The organism is Dyadobacter alkalitolerans DSM 23607 (genome assembly GCF_000428845.1).
Classification (GTDB): Bacteria; Bacteroidota; Bacteroidia; order Cytophagales; family Spirosomataceae; genus Dyadobacter; species Dyadobacter alkalitolerans.
Genome location: NZ_AUAS01000007.1, coordinates 195,102 through 214,072 on the forward strand (window position 1 = coordinate 195,102; position 18,971 = coordinate 214,072).

Annotated in this window: 14 protein-coding genes; 6 read left to right on the forward strand and 8 right to left on the reverse strand. The window is 46.6% G+C overall.

Annotation, left to right across the window (positions count from 1 at the left end; genetic code table 11):
• Positions 1 to 6 precede the first annotated feature (6 nt).
• The 4 genes from G395_RS0115875 to G395_RS0115890 all read left to right on the forward strand — a co-directional run bounded on the left by G395_RS0115875 (position 7) and on the right by G395_RS0115890 (position 4,126).
• Positions 7 to 729 (forward strand): tRNA1(Val) (adenine(37)-N6)-methyltransferase, encoded by a 723-nt coding sequence (locus tag G395_RS0115875; protein ID WP_026630959.1) that lies wholly within the window; start codon positions 7 to 9, stop codon positions 727 to 729.
• 60 nt (positions 730 to 789) lie between these two features.
• Positions 790 to 1,758 (forward strand): glycosyltransferase family 2 protein, encoded by a 969-nt coding sequence (locus tag G395_RS0115880; RefSeq protein WP_026630960.1) that lies wholly within the window; start codon positions 790 to 792, stop codon positions 1,756 to 1,758.
• A 60-nt stretch (positions 1,759 to 1,818) separates the two neighbouring features.
• Entirely contained in the window at positions 1,819 to 2,430 is a 612-nt protein-coding gene (locus tag G395_RS0115885) for an inorganic pyrophosphatase (RefSeq protein ID WP_255699004.1), read from the forward strand.
• A 100-nt stretch (positions 2,431 to 2,530) separates the two neighbouring features.
• Positions 2,531 to 4,126 carry a peptide chain release factor 3 gene (locus G395_RS0115890; RefSeq protein ID WP_026630962.1) on the forward strand — a complete coding sequence of 532 codons (1,596 nt, stop codon included), beginning with the start codon at positions 2,531 to 2,533 and terminating at the stop codon, positions 4,124 to 4,126.
• Positions 4,127 to 4,198: 72 nt separating this feature from the next.
• Here the strand turns inward: G395_RS0115890 and G395_RS0115895 are convergent, their stop codons facing one another.
• The 4 genes from G395_RS0115895 to G395_RS0115910 form a co-directional block, all read right to left on the reverse strand.
• Positions 4,199 to 4,579: a DUF4890 domain-containing protein gene (locus G395_RS0115895; protein ID WP_026630963.1), complete on the reverse strand. Its 381-nt coding sequence runs from the start codon at positions 4,577 to 4,579 to the stop codon at positions 4,199 to 4,201.
• Positions 4,580 to 4,645: 66 nt separating this feature from the next.
• Positions 4,646 to 5,389 carry a DUF3307 domain-containing protein gene (locus G395_RS0115900; RefSeq protein WP_026630964.1) on the reverse strand — a complete coding sequence of 248 codons (744 nt, stop codon included), beginning with the start codon at positions 5,387 to 5,389 and terminating at the stop codon, positions 4,646 to 4,648.
• Positions 5,386 to 6,024 carry a SatD family protein gene (locus G395_RS0115905; protein WP_026630965.1) on the reverse strand — a complete coding sequence of 213 codons (639 nt, stop codon included), beginning with the start codon at positions 6,022 to 6,024 and terminating at the stop codon, positions 5,386 to 5,388. The genes G395_RS0115900 and G395_RS0115905 overlap by 4 nt, the downstream gene beginning before the upstream one ends.
• A gap of 113 nt (positions 6,025 to 6,137) precedes the next feature.
• Positions 6,138 to 6,425 carry a hypothetical protein gene (locus tag G395_RS0115910; protein ID WP_026630966.1) on the reverse strand — a complete coding sequence of 96 codons (288 nt, stop codon included), beginning with the start codon at positions 6,423 to 6,425 and terminating at the stop codon, positions 6,138 to 6,140.
• Between the two features lie 171 nt (positions 6,426 to 6,596).
• On the opposite strand from G395_RS0115910, the gene G395_RS0115915 reads away from it, so the two are divergent.
• Both G395_RS0115915 and G395_RS0115920 read left to right on the forward strand, forming a co-directional pair.
• A complete protein-coding gene (locus G395_RS0115915) occupies positions 6,597 to 9,623 on the forward strand; it encodes an amidohydrolase family protein (RefSeq protein ID WP_026630967.1) in 3,027 nt (1,008 codons plus the stop codon).
• A 33-nt stretch (positions 9,624 to 9,656) separates the two neighbouring features.
• Positions 9,657 to 10,979 carry an amidohydrolase family protein gene (locus G395_RS0115920; protein ID WP_026630968.1) on the forward strand — a complete coding sequence of 441 codons (1,323 nt, stop codon included), beginning with the start codon at positions 9,657 to 9,659 and terminating at the stop codon, positions 10,977 to 10,979.
• A 36-nt stretch (positions 10,980 to 11,015) separates the two neighbouring features.
• On the opposite strand, the gene G395_RS0115925 is transcribed toward G395_RS0115920, so the two are convergent.
• The 4 genes from G395_RS0115925 to G395_RS0115940 form a co-directional block, all read right to left on the reverse strand.
• Complete coding sequence (locus G395_RS0115925; protein WP_026630969.1) at positions 11,016 to 11,855, reverse strand: CvfB family protein; 840 nt, start codon at positions 11,853 to 11,855, stop codon at positions 11,016 to 11,018.
• A gap of 49 nt (positions 11,856 to 11,904) precedes the next feature.
• On the reverse strand, positions 11,905 to 14,310 hold the full coding sequence (locus tag G395_RS0115930; protein ID WP_026630970.1) for a TonB-dependent receptor domain-containing protein: 2,406 nt from the start codon (positions 14,308 to 14,310) through the stop codon (positions 11,905 to 11,907).
• A 178-nt stretch (positions 14,311 to 14,488) separates the two neighbouring features.
• The gene (locus G395_RS0115935) at positions 14,489 to 15,817 is read right to left on the reverse strand and encodes a TolC family protein (protein ID WP_026630971.1); all 1,329 of its coding nucleotides are present in this window, start codon (positions 15,815 to 15,817) and stop codon (positions 14,489 to 14,491) included.
• A gap of 45 nt (positions 15,818 to 15,862) precedes the next feature.
• The gene (locus G395_RS0115940) at positions 15,863 to 18,958 is read right to left on the reverse strand and encodes an efflux RND transporter permease subunit (RefSeq protein WP_026630972.1); all 3,096 of its coding nucleotides are present in this window, start codon (positions 18,956 to 18,958) and stop codon (positions 15,863 to 15,865) included.
• Positions 18,959 to 18,971 lie beyond the last annotated feature (13 nt).

Genomic DNA, 18,971 nt, shown 5'->3' on the forward strand with positions numbered 1-18,971 from the left:
ACGTTTATGGCAAAAAATTCCTCTTTTCGCTTCAAGAATTTTACGGTGCAGCAAGACAAATGCGCCATGAAAGTGTGCACGGACGCCTGCGTGCTGGGCGCTTGGGCCGATGTCGATGACGCCGATTACATTCTGGACATTGGAGCGGGAACGGGTTTGCTTTCGCTAATGGTGGCGCAAAGAAATTCCTATGGCATTATTGACGCGGTGGAAATTGACGCAGAGGCTTTTTACCAAGCCGGAGAAAATGTTGAAAACAGCCCTTACCACGATCGGATCAGGCTTTTTCACTCTGCCGTTCAGGAATTTACTTCGGAACATAAATATGATGTGATCGTCACCAATCCGCCGTTTTTCCAGTCGGACCTGCTTTCTCCGTTAGATAAGAAGAACATTGCTCACCACGCTAAATCGCTGGATTTTGCCGAATTACTGACGGCTATCGACACGCTTTTGTCGGAAAACGGGAAGTTCAACATTCTTTTCCCTGTTGATGAAGGCAAACAGTTTTTGACAAAAGCATTGGAATCCGGCTGGGTTTTGACCAGAAAACTTACATTGTTTCACCAGGAAGGCAAGAAAGCATTTCGCCATCTGATGACCTTTCAGCGAACAGAACCGGTTCATAGTAAGGACATTAACAAAGAACTTTACATATATGAGCCCGACGGGACAACTTATAATCAGCCGTTCAAGGATTTGCTCAGAGATTTTTATATGATATTTTGATCGGGAAAAACACGAACTTTGCCCGGTGATCCCGGTTTTGGGCTTTGCTATTATACATTCATGACTCTATCAGCTATCCAGATTTCCGTTGTCGTTCCGCTTTACAATGAGGAAGAATCATTGCCTGAACTCAGTGAATGGATTGCGCGGGTGATGAATGAAAATGGCTTTTCCTATGAAGTGATTTTTGTCGACGATGGCAGTAAAGACCGCTCCTGGGACGTTATTTCAAACATTTCACAAGAGAATCCGAACATTCGCGGATTGCGTTTTGTAAGGAATTATGGCAAAACGGCCGCATTGCAAACTGCTTTTCAGGCGGCAAAAGGCGAGGTGATCATTACCATGGACGCCGACCTGCAAGACAGCCCGGACGAAATCCCGGAGCTTTACAAAATGATCAAAGAGGACCGCTATGACCTGGTTTCGGGCTGGAAAAAGAAGCGTTACGACCCGATTACCAAGACTGTTCCTACCAAAATATTCAATGCGGCCACCCGCAGCATTTCCGGCGTTTCGCTGCACGATTTCAATTGCGGCCTGAAAGCTTACCGCAAGGAAGTGGTCAAAAACATTACGATTTACGGGGAAATGCATCGTTACATTCCGGTGATCGCCAAGTGGAATGGCTTCGGCAAGATAGGGGAGAAAGTGGTGCAGCATCGTCCCAGAAAATACGGCACGACGAAATTCGGACTGGAACGTTTCATTTTTGGCTTTCTGGATTTGCTTTCGATTGCCTTTGTGAATAAGTTTGGGCGAAGACCCATGCATTTGTTTGGCAGTCTGGGAACACTCATGTTTTTTCTGGGAAGCATTATAGCTTTCTGGCTTTTAGGCAAAAAGATTTACAACATTTACCATTTGCAGCCCTATCGGAATGTCACCGATAATCCGTTGTTTTTTCTCGCCCTGGTTGCGATTATGGTAGGTTCACAGTTATTTCTTGCGGGCTTTCTCGGGGAATTATTTGTAAAACAATCTGTATCAAAAACAGGAGATTATAACATTGCAGATAAGGTCGGTTAACCCCACAATCAACGTTATAAAAAATTTATCCATTTAAAAAGTATTACTATTACACAAATAATGATCGCTAACGTACACAAAGCACATCCCTGGCATGGAATCCCGATGGGGGATAATGCACCGAACCTCGTAACTGCCTTTATTGAGATTGTTCCTACCGACACAGTTAAATACGAAATTGATAAAGCAACGGGCTATTTGATGATCGACCGCCCGCAAAAATATTCCAACATTGTTCCGGCACTTTACGGTTTTATCCCTAAAACGTACTGCTCAGAGAAGATCGCAGCGCTTGCCCGCGAGCGTTCGGGAAGAGACGTGACCGAGGGCGATGGTGACCCGCTGGACGTTTTGGTTCTTTGCGAAAAGATCATCTCGCACGGTGATATTCTTTGCACGGCGAAGCCTATCGGCGGAATCCGTCTGATCGATGGCGGTGAAGCGGATGATAAGATCATTGCGGTTTTGAAAGGTGACGAAGTGTACGGCGGTTTTTCCGACCTGAGCGAACTTCCCGAAGGAATTGTGGAGCGTTTGAAACATTACTTCCTGACTTACAAGAATTTGCCAGGTGAGAAAGCGCACATTGAGATTACGAATGTTTACGGCAGAGAAGAAGCACACGAGGTGATCATGACTTCTGTGGAAGATTACAAGCATTCCTTTTACTGAGATCCGGTCTGAACACCGATCGTTTCTTAACAAGATAATTTAGAGCCGTCCCGGTTAGGGGCGGCTTTTGTTTATTCTTATCTTTGTGCAAATTTTAGATATGAGTAATTTAGAAGAAATCAAGAAGCGGCGCACGTTCGCAATTATCAGTCACCCAGATGCTGGTAAAACCACACTTACCGAAAAGTTGCTGCTTTTTGGAGGTGCGATCCAGACGGCGGGCGCGGTAAAATCCAATAAAATCAAAAAGACCGCTACTTCCGATTTCATGGAAATTGAGAAGCAAAGGGGAATTTCGGTCGCTACTTCGGTAATGACCTTTGAATATAAAGACTTGCTGATCAACATTCTGGACACGCCCGGTCACAAGGACTTTGCAGAAGACACCTATCGCACATTAACCGCCGTGGATAGCGTTATCCTGGTGATTGACTGCGTAAAAGGCGTGGAGGAACAGACGGAAAGGCTCATGGAAGTGTGCCGGATGCGCAACACGCCCGTGATCGTTTTCATCAATAAGCTCGATAGGGAAGGCCAGAATCCGTTTGAATTGCTGGATGAACTGGAAACGAAACTCAGCATCCGTGTTCGTCCTTTGACGTGGCCGATCAATATGGGGGCCAATTTCAAAGGCGTTTACAGCTTGTACGAGCAAATGCTTTATTTCTTCAAAATCAATAAAACCAAGATAGAGAACGACGTTGCGAAAGTGAGTCTGGAAGATGAAGGTTTGGTGGATCTGCTGGGAGAAAGAGATGCGTTGCAGCTAACGGAAGATGTGGAGCTTGTGGAAGGCGTTTATGACGTGTTTTCGGAAGAAGCTTATCAAAAAGGCCAGTTAGCGCCTGTTTTCTTTGGCAGTGCAATCAATAATTTTGGTATAAAAGAATTGCTGGATACATTCTGCGAGATTTCCCCCATTCCGCAGCCACGTCCGACGGATGTGCGCGAAGTTTCGCCTATGGAGCCGAAATTCACTGGTTTTGTTTTCAAAATTCACGCAAACCTAGACCCGCGTCACCGTGACAGAATTGCGTTTTTAAGGATTTGTTCAGGGAAATTTGAACGTGGTAAATTCTATAAACACGTCAGAATGGGTAAAGATGTTCGTTTTTCTTCTCCTTTTACATTCATGGCTTCGGCGAAAAGTGTAATGGACGAAGGTTTTCCTGGTGACGTGGTAGGACTTTATGATACAGGAAGTTTCAAAATCGGGGATACATTGACGGAAGGCGAAAATCTTCAATTTTCAGGGATTCCGAGCTTCTCGCCGGAGATCTTTAAGGAGCTGATCAATCTGGATCCGATGAAGTCCAAGCAATTGGAAAAAGGCATTCAACAGCTTACGGATGAGGGTGTTGCGCAGCTTTTCACATTGGATTTAGGAAACCGGAAAGTGGTAGGAACGGTTGGAGAACTGCAATTTGATGTAATCCAATATCGTCTCGAACATGAATATGGCGCAAAATGCCGCTGGGTGCCCATGAACATTTCCCGCGCCTGCTGGCTTACCGCTGATGAAAAGCCTGCTATGGACCAGTTCATCCGCCTCAAAGGAAACCAGATCGCTTACGACAAAGACAGAAACCCCGTGTTCCTGGCCGAATCCGAATGGATGATCCGCATGAACCGCGAAAACAACCCAGCCATCCATTTTCACTTCACTTCGGAATTTAAGACGGAAATGGCAATTTAAGTTGTAATGTTATAAATAGAAAAGGGTTGGATATCGTACGATACCAACCCTTTTTATTTGATAAAAGAGAGCTTAATTTTCGCGCGGTCCTCTGCTGCTGCCACCGCCCCGACGATCGGCGCCACCCCGGCGATCTTCCAGCATGGTTTTGTATTTTTCTTGTTGCTCCACTGTCAGTATTTTCGCGACTTCGTTGTTGTAGGTTTCCATAGAAGCGCGCATTTGCTCGCGGTCAGCGGTTTGGGCATCCCTTAACTCCTTCATTTTCTGCGTTCTCGCCAGCGTCAGGTTGTAGACCTGCTTTTGCTGATCTTCGGAAAGGTTCAGTTTTTCGGTCATTTGTTTGGTCTGATTTTCTGCGCGTTTTTCAGGCGTCATATCAGAATCCTGGCGTTGGGCGAAGGCTGCAATGCTAAAAAGAGCCATTAGCATGGCCAACATTGTCTTTTTCATGGTTATCAAGTTTAGATACCCAGGTTAGAGCAATTTGTTGCAGCAAGGTTTAATTGTGTTGGATTTTTAATACAATGTTTTTACCACCAGCGCCACTGCGATCGCACAAGTGTAGCTCATTAATGTCCCCACCAGCACATATTCCGACTTCTTGCTAATGTAAGCCGCCGAAATTTCCCCACTCGCAGATTTATCATTATAACGCAGCAGTGACTTCGCTGCGATCAGAAAACCAATCGCCGAAAACTGGCTTACCAGCACAAAAACAAAGATCAGCAACCGCTCCGACATCCCGATCCAGCGACCGGCATTGGCCAGGTTATCATCCGCATTAGGCGCCAATGCAGCCAGTTCTTCGCGCCAGGGTTTAGTAAGGATGCCCACGAAAAATGAAGTGGGGGAAAGGGATAGCAATGCTCCCGAAAGAATAGCCAGCGTTTTCGGAGAGTCGAGCCAGGTTTTGAAAAATTCCAGCCCGAAGTGCAAATTGCTCGTGATGAGCAATGCAGTAAGGGCAATGCTGATGACATGCGCAACCTGATCGGCGACAAACCAGGTCAATGTTCCTTTTTTGTCAAATGAAATTTTAACAATATCAATAATACCATGAATGACACCTAATGCAAGCGCCGGAACTGGATTGGACCAGTCGCCTAACAAAACATAGGAAACGATGACAATGAGCCCGATGTGCAGATAAAAATACTTGGAGCGAAATGATTTTTCCCGTTTTGAAACGACCCATTTGGTGGGCTGCCAGTAGAAATCAACCAGAATGTGGGCGAGCAGCAGTTGCAAAAATGCGATCATGATTTTGTTTTTGTGTATAGTGATAAATGTTTGGGAAAGGTAGCCAGAAAATTTTCAATTGCCCACCATTTTGCCGAGGCAACGCGCTGGCTGGCCGCAGGCTGACTGATTCCGAACTGCTCTGCAATCTGGTTAATGTTTTTCTTCAAGAGCAGCGCTACGATCACTTCGCTCTGGGAAGTGGTCCAGTTCTCAATCAGCGTTTCCAGCAGGTCCAATGTAGCATTCAGCGGCTCGGAAGGCATGGGTAATGCAATCCCGATCCGCGCTTTTTGCTTCCTGATGTTATCTGCCAAATGTCCCGATAAGCGAAATGCTTCACCATCAGAAGTGCCCGCACGATCGGTAAGCTGCTCCGTTTTTCCAATGCCGATAGCAATGCGCATGTCCGTGTTTTTGGCGTGCGTACGCATGGAAGCACGTGCCAGAATGGCTGCATACATGGCTTCGTTGGTGTTTTTCAAAACGCCCTGGAAGCTGTCCCCGCGATAGATTTCGGGTTTGAGCGCCCAGTCGAAAGCCGGATTTTCACGCAGCAAATGGATCATTTCCGTAAGCCATTCCGTTGTCTTTTCCCGTTCAAAGAACGTGGAATTGACCATATCAGCGGTGATTACAGCATAATGCTTCTTCATGAATATAAGCTTTTATCCTTATAATGAGTAAATATAAGGTAAAAGCCTTATATCAGGCAAATATAAGCTAAAAACCTTATATTGATCAAATATAAGGTAAAAGCCTTATATTTTTAGAGCATAGCATGGACCAAAGCTTCCCATTCTTCTTGCAGCGATCCTTTAAATACAGGCTTTCCAGCGCGTTTGTACCAATATCCGGCATTCCAGGTATCGCCTTCCACGCGGTGCAGATACGCATGCAAATGATCATAAACGGGTGTTCCTTCTTTGCTTTGGGCAATGTTGTGGGCTGCTTCCCAGTCATCTTTTGCTGCATACCAAAGCGCTTTAAGCGGCTCTGAGACCGTTTCTGATGGTGAATCCTGGGAAAGGGAATCTTTGAATTCTTGATAGTCCATATTTTTGAAAAGCTATATAATCATTTGAAAACAGAGCGACAAGATGCAAAAAATAGGCAACATAACAATTCCCCGCGGCAATTGTAACTTCCAGTGAAAATGCCCTTTAAGCCCTGATTTGTCAATTTAACTTGTATATTGTAGTTCCGAACTGCAATTAAATCCCAACCTATGTTTAAACAATTATCAGCCCTGCTGACCTGTCTTACGATCGGCGTGATCGCGCATGCGCAGGAGACTTTCCCCCAAAACGGAGCCTATGACGACCGGCCGGGGCGCTATGCTTTTACAAACGCAAACATTGTTGTCGATTCCAAAACTACAATCCTGAAAGGGACCATGCTCATTGAAAACGGGATCATCCGTGAAGTGGGCAAGCAGGTAAAAATTCCTGCGGGCACCGTGGTGATGGATTTGAAAGAAAAATATATTTATCCTTCCCTCATTGACCTGGATTCGGATTATGGAATGCCGGAAGTGAAGCGCGAACGGACAGGCGGAGGCAGGCAAACGCCGCAACTGGAATCCAATAAAAAAGGCGCATTTGGCTGGAACCAGGCTATTCAGCCTGAAAATGACGCGAGCTTAATGTTTACTCCCGACGCTAAAAAAGCCGAGGAGCTTCGCAAAATCGGTTTCGGGACCGTGCTTGTTCACCCACATGACGGGATTGTGCGCGGAAACGGCGCAGTAGTAACATTGACCGACGAGGCTGCCAACAAAGCATTGTTGAAAAGAAAAGCGTCGGCCCATTATTCATTCAGCAAAGGCACTTCTTCGCAGACTTACCCGTCGTCTACTATGGGCGTAGTGGCGCTGCTAAGGCAGAATTATTACGATGCCGACTGGTACGCCAAAACAGAAAAGGCGAAGGAAACCAACCTTTCGCTGGAAGCATTTAATCAGATCAAAACCCTTCCTTCCTTTTTTGAAACCAATGACAAATACAGCATTCTGCGTGCGGATAGGGTCGGTGATGAGTTTGGAATACAATACATTATCAAAGGCGGCGGCGATGAATATCAGCGCATTAAAGAAATAAAAGCCACGAAAGCCACATTGATCTTGCCCCTTCAATTTCCGGATGCTTATGACGTTGCCGATCCCTGGGACGCGGATCTGGTGAGCGTGGCGCAGCTGAAACATTGGGAAATGGCGCCCAAGAATGCATCCGAAGTTGCGAAGGCCGAAATCCCGTTTGCATTCACCGTTTCGGGCTTGAAAAACAAGGGCGATTTTTGGAAAAATATAAAAACAGCCATTGAATACGGCCTGCCGAAAGAAAAGGCATTGGAAGCATTAACTACTATTCCTGCAAGCCTGATCAAGGCGGAAGGGCAGGTAGGGAGCCTGAAAAGCGGGTTGCTGGCCAACTTCATCATCACTTCCGGCGACCTGTTTGGGAAGGATAATGTGATTTATGAAAACTGGATACAGGGAAAGCAATTTGTGCTGTCGGCCATGAATGCGCCGGATGTGCGCGGGACTTATGCGCTCTCGGTGAACAACCAGCCTGTGGGCAAATTGCAGATCATGGGTGCATTGGATAAGCCTGATTATAAGATCATTGTCCAGGATTCCGTGAAAGTAACGCCTAAGGTTATCTTGTCGGACAAGTTGCTGACGATGACTTACCAGGCCGATAAAAATGCAGGAACGACGCGCCTGACGGGCTGGATGGCCGGAACAAATCTTTCCGGGGAAGGCGTTCTGCCGAATGGGAATGTTGTCCCCTGGTCGGCTGCATTAACCGAGAAATATCAGCCTGTGGCAAGCAAAGATTCCACCATTGCCAAAGTGAAGGAAACCGGGCCGGTTTATTATCCTTTTGTTGGCTTTGGAAATGAAACATTGCCTGTGGCGGAAACGGTTTTGATGAAAAACGCGACGATCTGGACCAACGAGAAAGAAGGCATTTTACAGAATGCAGACGTCCTTGTTCAGAATGGTAAGATTGCGGAAGTAGGCAAAGCATTGTCGGCGCCTTCGGGGACAAAAACCATTGACGGAACGGGTAAGCATTTGACCAGCGGCATTATCGACGAGCATTCGCACATTGCGCTTTTCACGATTAATGAAGGCGGACAAACCAGCTCAGCCGAGGTGAGAATGAGCGACGTGATCAACCCGGATGACGTGAACATTTATCGCCAACTGGCGGGTGGCGTAACAACTTCTCATCTGCTGCATGGATCTGCAAACTCAATTGGCGGACAAAGTGCCTTAATCAAGCTGAAATGGGGCGCGAGTCAATCTGAAATGCTGATTCCGGAGGTGAAAACGATCAAGTTTGCTTTGGGAGAAAATGTGAAGCAGTCCAACTGGGGCGACATTGTTCGCACGCGTTTCCCGCAAACCAGAATGGGCGTGGAGCAGGTGTTTTTTGATCATTTTTTGAGGGCAAAAGATTACGCGGCCCAATGGAAATCCTACAATGCCGGTTCGAAAAAACAAGCTGCAAATGCACCAAGACGCGATATTGAACTGGATGCATTGGCCGAAATCCTGGCGAGCGAACGTTTCATTACTTGCCATTCCTACGTGCAGTCCGAGATTAATATGCTCATGCATGTAGCTGATTCCCTGAATTTTAAGATCAACACATTTACCCACATTCTGGAAGGTTACAAGCTGGCCGACAAGATGGCGAAACGTGGCATAGGCGGCTCCACATTCGGGGACTGGTGGGCTTATAAAATGGAAGTAAAAGAGGCGATTCCATATAATGCAGCATTAATGTATCATGAAGGCGTAACCGTGGCGATCAACTCCGACGATGCTGAAATGGCGCGCAGACTGAACCAGGAAGCGGCTAAAACGGTGGAATATGGTGGTGTGCCTGAAGAAGAAGCCTGGAAAATGGTGACGCTGAACCCTGCGAAATTGCTGCATGTGGACAATCGCCTGGGAAGTGTGAAACCTGGAAAAGATGCTGATCTGGTGCTCTGGAATGCGCATCCGCTTTCTATTTACGCAAGACCTGAGTTTACGATGGTGGAAGGCGCTGTTTATTTTGACAGGAAAAAAGATGAAGAAAAGCAGAAAACAATGGCTTTGGAACGTGAGCGGCTGATCCAGAAAATGCTGGGCGACAAAGCCGAAGGAAAACCGACGCAAAAACCACAAGCTACGCAGCCCAAAATGTGGCATTGTGAGGACATTGTGGGCGTTCACACCGAGCACGAAACAGGACATTAATTTTCTTAATCATCAGGATTTCAACTCATTATCATGATAAAACATAACATTAAGCGCCGGATGACAGGCTTGCTGCTGGGCATTGCCGCATGCGTCACCACCGGGAATGCGCAAAACCCGGCTCCGGCATTCAAACAAACAAAAATGATCCTCGTTACCGGCGCAACCATTCACGTGGGCAACGGGCAAGTGATTGAAAATGGCTCCATCGCCTTTGATAATGGCATTATTACGGCAGTGGGCACCACGGGATCTGTTTCTGGTGCCAATGGCGCCGAGGTGATCGATGCCAAGGGAAAGCACATTTATCCAGGCATTATTTCACTCAACACGACCGTTGGTTTGCAGGAAATTGCTTCGGTAAGGGCGACTTTGGATTATAACGAAGTCGGCCAAATCAACCCGCACGTTCGCGCGCTGGTGGCTTACAACACCGATTCCGAAGTGATCCCGACCTTGCGCGGCAATGGTATTCTGCTTTCTCAGGCCGTGCCGCAGGGCGGCGTGATTTCGGGTTCGTCCTCTGTTTTTTACAGCGATGGCTGGAACTGGGAGGATGCGGTTTTGGTCAAGGACGATGGCATCTGGCTGAGCTGGCCGCCATTTTTGTCGAGCAGTTTTAATTATGAAGATTTCACGGTTTCGGTTAAGAGAAATGACAAGCGCACTGAGGCCATTAATGTCTTCCGTTCCACATTTGCAGATGCGAGAGCTTATGCGGAAACGCAGTCGCCCGGTTCTGTGAACCTGCGCCTGGCTGCGATGAAGCCGCTTTTTGATGGCTCGGCCAATTTGTACATTCGTGCAGAGTATGGGAAGGACATTATTGAAGCGGTAAATTTTGCGAAGGAAAATGGGGTCAAAAAAATCGTGATCGTGGGCGGCGATGAGTCTTACAAAGTCGCTGCCTTCCTGAAAGAAAACCAGATTCCCGTGGTTCTGAACCCTACGCACCGCCTGCCCGGCCGTGTGGACGAACAGGTTTATCTGCCTTACGAGCTGCCCGGCATGTTGCACAAAGCAGGCGTAAAAGTGGCGATCACGTATGCGGACGAATGGTGGCGGACGCGTAACCTGGCTTTTCTGGCGGGGACGTCGTCAGGATTTGGCAATGTGACGCCAGAGGAAGCATTGCAATTTGTTACCAAAAATGCTGCTGAAATCATCGGCGCTGACAAGCTGGTAGGAACATTGGAAAAAGGTAAACAGGCTTCGTTCCTCGTGACGGCCGGGGATATGCTGGATATGCGCGGCAATGTGATCCAGATGGCCTTTATTAAGGGCGGGAAAGTGAACCTGGATGATAAACAGAAGCGGCTTTACGAAAAGTATAAAGTCAAATATGGGAAGAAATGACATAAAAAATGCCGGTCACAAGCCGGCATTTTTGTTTTAATCTTCTACAACCAGCCTAATGCCGTCATCACCGATCTTGATCAGGCCTTGTCTGTAAAGCCCGCCGATCGCCTTTTTGAAGACTTTCTTACTGATCTGTAATTTCTTGTAAATATCCTCCGGCGAGCTGTTATCTGATAAATTCAGGAAACCGTTCGCTTTTTTCAGTTGGTCCAAAATAGCCTGTGCAGTCGGTTCCACCACTTCATAACCCGTTTTTTGCAGGCTGAGGTCCAGCTTGTTTTCTTCCCTTATTTTTTTGACATAACCCCTTAAAGAATCCCCAACATTGATTTCGCGGAAAATTTCATTCGCGTAGATCAAACCTTTGTGATATTGATTCACAATGGCATTGTAACCCAAATCTGATTTTGAAAAAATCAGCAGATCCACTTCATCGCCTTCGGCAACTGTAAGTCTTTCGTTTTCGAGAAAACGGTCGATCTTGGTGGACGCAATCAGGCGCGAAGATTTTTGGTCGAGATAAAGGAAAACGACGTGCCATTCTCCGAGCTGCATCGGCGTGCTTTGTTCGCGGAACGGCACGAAAAGGTCTTTAATTAAACCCCAATCCATGAAAGCGCCGTGCTCTGTAACATCCGTTACTTCCAGAAAAGCAAATTGATTACGGATGATTTTCGGCGTTTCCGTGGTCGCTACGGGCCGGTCTTCGGAATCCAGGTAAACGAACACCTTAATGGTGTCGCCGATCTGCATTTCGTCTGTTAAATATTGATTTGGCAAAAGGACTTCTTCGCCTTCGACATCACTCAGGAACATGCCGACGCTGGTTAAGCGCTCAATGGTGAGGTGATTGTATTTTCCTATAAAAAGCATTCGCTATTGTACAAAAGTTTGCGCAAATGTACGGTTTTCAACCGTAGGATTAGTCTTCTTCACCTTCGCTGCCTTTGTTATCCATTCTTTCCTTTTCTTTGGAGCGGTTGAGGCGGTAGGCAAATGTTACCAAAAACTGCCTCGCACGCCACTGGAATTCCGAACGGGAATAGTAACCGGCATTCTCGACAATGCTGCGTCTTTTCTGAGAGTTGAGCAAATCACGCACGCTGGCAGTAATGGTTCCTCTCCCTTTGAGAATATCTCTGGAAAGCCCAAGGTCGATAAAATAGATGGCCAAATCGCGTCCCTGCGTTGTTTTCCGTGGTGCGCGGTAATTGAATGAGGACTGAAAATCAACAGATTTAAACAATGTAACCCTTGACGAAAACCGGCTTGTCCAGGAATAAGTGTCGCTTTTTAAAGCCTTATCCTGGTAAAAACCTTCATTAATGGCCCTGAAAATATTCGCGTTTCCTGTCAGTTTCCACCAGGGCGCCGGGTCATAAGTGAGGTTAAATTCAAATCCATAGGAATCGCCGGTGGAAAGATTGATAGGTGTAATGGTGGTAAAACCCGTAGAATCAACGGAAGTAATGTTCTCTACAACGCCAAGCCTGTGACGATAGTAAATGCTGGATAGCAATGAGCCCTTCGGCATATTCAGCAAATGTCCGGCTTCAAACGAATGCGTGAATTCCGGATTCAGCAATGGGTTACCGGCGCGGAAAACGCGGGAATCGCTGAAATTAGAGAAGGGTAGGAGGTCGCGGAAATTGGGGCGGCTGAGGCGGTAACTGTAACTCAGCTGAACAGTTTGCGCATCCGCAACTTTGTACGACGTATGAATGCTTGGAAAAAGATTAAAATAGCCACGGTGATTGCGCTCATTCGTCTTTTTAAGCTCCGTAGTAATGTCCGAATATTCTCCCCTTAACCCCGCTTGAACAAACACTTTACCAAACTGATTGCTGGCCATGACATAACCTGCATGGATTTTTTCGTCGTAAGCAAACCGGTTATCATACTGGTCCAGAATGATCCAATCCATCTGCTCGTCCTGCTGATGCACCGAAAAATCATTGTCCAGCAACCGGATGGACGTTTTTAGTCCAGCTTCTATTTTTCCATCTTTCCCAATAGGTTGAATGTAGTCGAGCTGGGCAAGGAATGTCTTTTCATCTTCGGTATTAAATGCACGCTGCATAATGCCGGTGGGATCGAGATTTGAAAACTCCCGGTAACGCGCGGATTCCGTTTCGTCACTAATGATGTATTTGGAATTGAATGTCAGGCTTTGTCCTTTTTTGTCAAATTTCTTTTCATAATTCAATGCTGCCTCAATGTTCGTTCTTGGCTCGGCTTCTCTTTCCGTACGCGTAACGGTTTGTGTCAGCACATTGTTAAAATCATAATCCATGTAATCCAGCTGTGACCTGTTGTTATTCATGGACTTACGGTAAGAAACCGTCGCTGTAACCGTGTTAAAATTGTTCAGAAAATAATCCAGACCAACCATAAAGTTGTTGGAAGTTCCCGAGCGCGTGCGAGCCGAACGTTGCTCGTAGACAAAACTCGTATCCGAGCTGTTATATTCTTGCCGGGAATTGCCGCGACCAGGACCTTCGCGATACATTAAGCCGTAATTAGCAATCAGATTCACCTTTTTACGTCTATAATTAAGATTGAAAGAGCCGCCGAAATTAGAGGGATAACCGGCAGTCGCCGTGAACGAACCATTCAATCCGTAACGGATATTTTTCTTCATCACAATGTTCAGAATCCCAACTTCGCCTTCTGCATCATAACGCGATGAAGGATTGGTAATGATCTCAATGCTTTCGATCAGGTCGCCGGGAATCTGCCGCAATGCTTCCGCCGGATTTAAGCCGATCATTCCGGATTGCTTTCCATCGATCAGAATCCGGACGTTACCGCTTCCCCTTAATGCTACATTTCCTTCCACATCAACAGTTACTGAAGGCATATTATTTAAGATATCCGATGCATTGCTTCCAATATTGCTCAGGTCTTTTCCAACATTAAAAACACGTTTATCGAGCTGCAATTCCATCTGGCTTTTTTCCCCGCGCACGAGCACTTCTTCCAAGACTTTTGAATTCGATTGAAGTGAAATTATTCCAAGGTCCAGGTTCTGGCTGGCCACATTCACGTTGGGGACAATCTTCTCATCCAAAGTGAGATACGTGATTTTGAGAAAATAATTTCCCGGTGCAGCAGGAAATTCGAAAAGGCCTTTGTCGTCAGAAGCAATGCCGCCTGTCAGGCTCGAATCCTTCGCAGAATAGAGTGCGACATTGGCAAACAAAACCGGATTCTTATCCCCATCCTCCAATTTGCCTTTAATTAAGAAAGTCTCCGCTGGCTCTTCCTGTGCAAAACCTTGCAGGTTGATCAAAAGCAATAGCAAAAACGGGAGCCGGAAATTTCTCATGACGTTAAGTTGAAGGAAGTAAGTCTGTTAGATGGGCGAAACCGTGAAAGGTTTAATCTCTTTTTAATCTCGATAAACAAAAAGGAGAAAAACCTATGCCACCAACGCTTCTTCCTGCGCAAAAAGAAAGGGCTGACTATTTGATAGCCAGCCCTTTAATCAAAATGAGATTCGAATGCTATTGCAAGGTGTTACTAAGCCTTTTCAGCTCGATTTCGGCCGCTTTGGCTGCATAATTCAGGTTGATCATCCGGTAACCCGCATCTTCGAAACTCCGCTGGGCCTCACGCACATCAATGATTGTTGCCTGGATCAGTTCAAAACGTTGTAATGTAAGATCCAAGAGCTGTTTTGCCAGGTTAAAGTTGCGTTTTTGTGTTTCAAGTTGTTCGAGCGAGGTCAGGAAAGTCTGATACATTTTCACTGCACCTGCATTGTAATCGCGCACAATAGAACTTCGTTGCAACTTGGCGCTTTCCGTGTTAATCTCCGCAACCTGCTGCTGTCTTTTAAACGCCGAACCGTTGTAAATCGGGATAGCGAGCGTGAGGCCTGCATTAGGGCCTGCGACCCTGTTCAGCAAGGTAAAACCGGCCGCAGTTTGGTTTCTGGAAAAGTTGTAAGCCGTGTTGAACCGCACGGTCGGGTATCTTAATGCAGCCGTTTCGCGGACGATCAGCTCGTTAATGCGGATTTGATGATCCGCTGCTTTCACGTCTGCATTCGCCGCAATCCGGTCCAGAATGGCGTCAAGTTTAAGCGTATTATCAACCATAATTGTATCCTTAATGCTTACCGCCGATTTCGGATCGAGCGTCAGGATGCGAAGCAGTTCGGTTTTGGCGACCTGGGCCACATTCAGCTGGTCCAGAAATGTCTGGTTTAATGTATTTAAATCGATTTCGGCTTGAAAAAGATCTGCATTATTGGCCATTCCGGCTTCTTTACGCACTTTCAGGATTTCAAGTCGTTTTTCGGAAGCTTGGATCGAAGTTCGCACCGTATTCAGGTAACTCAATTGGCGCACGACATCATAATAACTCGTCATTACCAATGCTATTGTGTTCTGGATCTGAGAGTTAAGCAGCTCCGCGCTCTGATATTGCAGCTCGGCCAGACGTTTTTTTGTGGAAACAACCCTTTTACCATTGTATAATAAAATACCAGCATTCAAGCTGGCCTGTGTGTTGTTACCCGCTGCTGCATTCCTATTGATCTCAGTTCCGTCCGTTAACTTTTGATTGACCTGTGTGATCTGTTCTGTATTGGAAGCCTGAGCTGTCACCAGCGGTAAGCCTCCGGCAACGCCATAATTGTTGAGCAGCGTGTTGGCTTCCACATTGTTTTTGGCAATTTCTATCTCGTAATTATTTTTTAAAGCCGTCGCGATCGCATCTTCCAGCGTGATCGTAAGGCTGTCGGCCTGCATTGAAAACGCGCTGCTGCTGACCAGCAGAAGCATTAGCAAAAGGTTTTTCTTACATTTCAAAATCAGGAGCGGGTTCATGCAAAGACAATAGTTGATTTATAAATATTTCAGGAAAAATGGCTGTTAATGCTGAACAGCCAGCTCTTCTGCCATTTTCTGTTCTTCGGTCATTTTGTGGTTTTTCGGTGAGATGAACGTGTAAACCGCCGGGATCACAAACAATGTCAGGATCAGCGAGAACATTAACCCTCCCACGATAACCACACCCAGCGGAACGCGGCTCGTAGCAGCTGCACCCAGGCTAAGCGCAATCGGCAATGCTCCGAAAGCCGTGGCAAGGCTCGTCATAAGAATTGGTCGTAAACGCTGCGTGGCCGATTCCACGGCGGCAGCCATTCTTCCCATTCCCTGTTCCCGTTTCTGGTTGGCAAACTCCACGATCAGGATCCCGTTTTTGGTTACCAAACCAATGAGCATGATCATCCCGATCTGAGAGAAGATATTGATCGTGAGACCAAAGAGATATAAACTCAGCAATGCACCCGCTAACGCAAGCGGCACCGTGATCATGATGATAAATGGATCTGTAAAGCTTTCAAACTGTCCTGCAAGCACCAGATAAACAAGCAGTAATGCTAATCCAAATGCGAAACTGGTGTTTGACGAGCTTTCTTCAAAGTCACGCGATGAGCCTGTCAGGGACGTTTGGAATGATTCGTCCAGCAGTTTTGCGGCAATCCTGCGCATAGCGGCCACACCGTCGCCGATGGTTTTTCCTTCAACTAATGATGCAGAAACCGTTGCGCTTTTGTAACGATTATAGTGATAAATCGTAGGCGGACCGCTTTCTTCCTTCATCTGGACAACGGCTGTCAACGGAATATTTTCGCCCCGGTTATTCCGCACGTAAAGTTTGGAAATATCGGCAGGTTTGTTCCGCTCCGAACGTTCTACTTGACCGATTACCTGATATTGCTGGCCGTTCATGATGAAATAGGCAAGCCTTCTTCCACTAAATGCAGACTGGATCGCACCGGCAACGTCTGTTGTCGACAATCCAAGATCTCTTGCCTTCAAGCGGTCAATAGTAAGCCGGATCTCAGGTTTATTGAATTTCAGGTTGACATCCACATTCTGGAATGTTGGATCTTGCCGCGCTTCTTCCAGGAATTTGGGTAATACTTCAAAAATCTTGTTAAAATCAAGGTTTTGTAATACAAACTGAACCGGTAAGCCGCCTCGTGAGCCCTGACCAACGGCAATGGTTTGTTCCTGTGTTGCGAAAATCCGCGCGTCATTGAAACGCGCCAGCTTCTTGTTGATTTCCTGGGCCAGGTCGTTCTGGCTTTTCTTACGCTCGCCAGCCGGAACAAGGCCAATCCGCGCCGTGCCGCTGTTTACACCGCCACCGCCAAAGCCTGGCGTTGCAGAGAATGTGAATGCTTTTTCGGGAATCGAATCGTTCAAAAAGTTGGATAGCTGATCGGAAACGCCCTGCATCTGGTCAAAACTGGTTCCTTCCGGCGCCGAGAGGTTGAAACGGATGCTGTTCCTATCTTCCATTGGTGCCAGCTCACTTTGTAAGTTGGTGTAGGTAAAATAAATAAGCACACCGCAGGCGGCCACCAGAACCCAGGCAAGCCAGCGTGCCTTCATAAAGCTGCGCAATGACCGGTTATAACCATCTTCCATACCTGTAAAGAATGGCTCAGTCTTATTGTAGAACCAACCATGGCCTGCACTTTTACGATTTAAAAACACATTCAAAACCGGGGTAATCGTAAGCGAAACGAATGCTGAGATCAAAACCGCGGAAGCAACGACGATACCAAATTCCCGGAACAGACTCCCGACAAAACCTTCGAGGAAAATAACGGGTAGGAACACAACGGCAAGCGTAAGCGACGTAGAAATTACAGCAAAGAAAATCTCGCGGCTTCCTTCCAATGCAGCCTGCCTTATCGGAAGGCCGCTTTCGAGCTTTCGAAAGATGTTTTCCGTGACCACAATTCCATCATCCACCACAAGTCCTGTTGCCAGTACAATGCCTAAAAGGGTCAATATATTAATTGAAAACCCGAACAAATACATGATAAAGAACGTCGCAACCAGCGATATCGGAATATCGATCAATGGGCGGACAGCAACGATGAAACTCCTGAAAAAGAATAGGATAACGATCACCACGAGTGAAAATGCGATCAGCAGGGTTTCCTCAACTTCCAAGATAGACTGACGGACCAGTCGCGTGTTATCCAGGAGAACATTGAATGTAATGTCCGATTTATTTGATTTCTGGATCTCTGCAAGCCTTTTGTTGAACTCATCTGAAATCTCAACGTAATTGGCTCCGGGTTGGGGAATTACAGCCAGACCAACAGCGTACATACCATTGTATTTCCAGCTTTGTTCCTCATTCTCAGGGCCAAGCTCTACTTTCGCGACATTAGCAAGGCGCACAATCCCAGCGCTGTCATTTCTGATAACGAGGTCGCTGAATTCTTTTTCGCTGGTAAGCCGGCCCATTGTCCTGATTGTCAGCTCGGTGTTGGCTCCGTAAATCTTTCCTGCCGGTAACTCGACGTTTTCAGAGCTTAATGTTGTCGAAATATCGTTGAAAGAAATGCCATAAGCGCTCATTTTATCCGGATCAAGCCAGATGCGCATGGCATAACGCTTTTGCCCGAAAATATTAATTGCACTTACGCCGTCAATGGTTTGAAGACTTTGCTGCAATACGTTTTCTGCATATTCACTCAATTCCAATAAACCCTTGGATGGACTCTGAACGGCAAGAAGCAGGATGAAATCACTGTTTGCATCCGCCTTGCTTACCACCGGCGGGGCATCCACATCTTGCGGAAGGTTTCGCTGCGCCTGGCTTACTTTGTCGCGAACATCATTGGCAGCGCCTTCAAGATCCGATTCCAGGTTGAATTCAACAGTAATGTTACTCGACCCGATCTGGCTGGATGAGCTGATACTTTTGATACCGGGAATACCATTGATGCTTTTTTCAAGCGGCTCAGTGATCTGGCTTTCAATGATATCGGCGTTTGCACCGGTGTAACTCGTGCGGACGTTCACAACCGGCGGATCAATGGCCGGGTAGTCGCGGAGTGAGAGAAAGTTATAGCCTACCACACCGAAGAGGATGATGAGCAGGTTCATAACTACGGCCAAAACGGGCCGTTTTAATGATAATTCAGAAATGTTCATAGGTCAGGTTCAA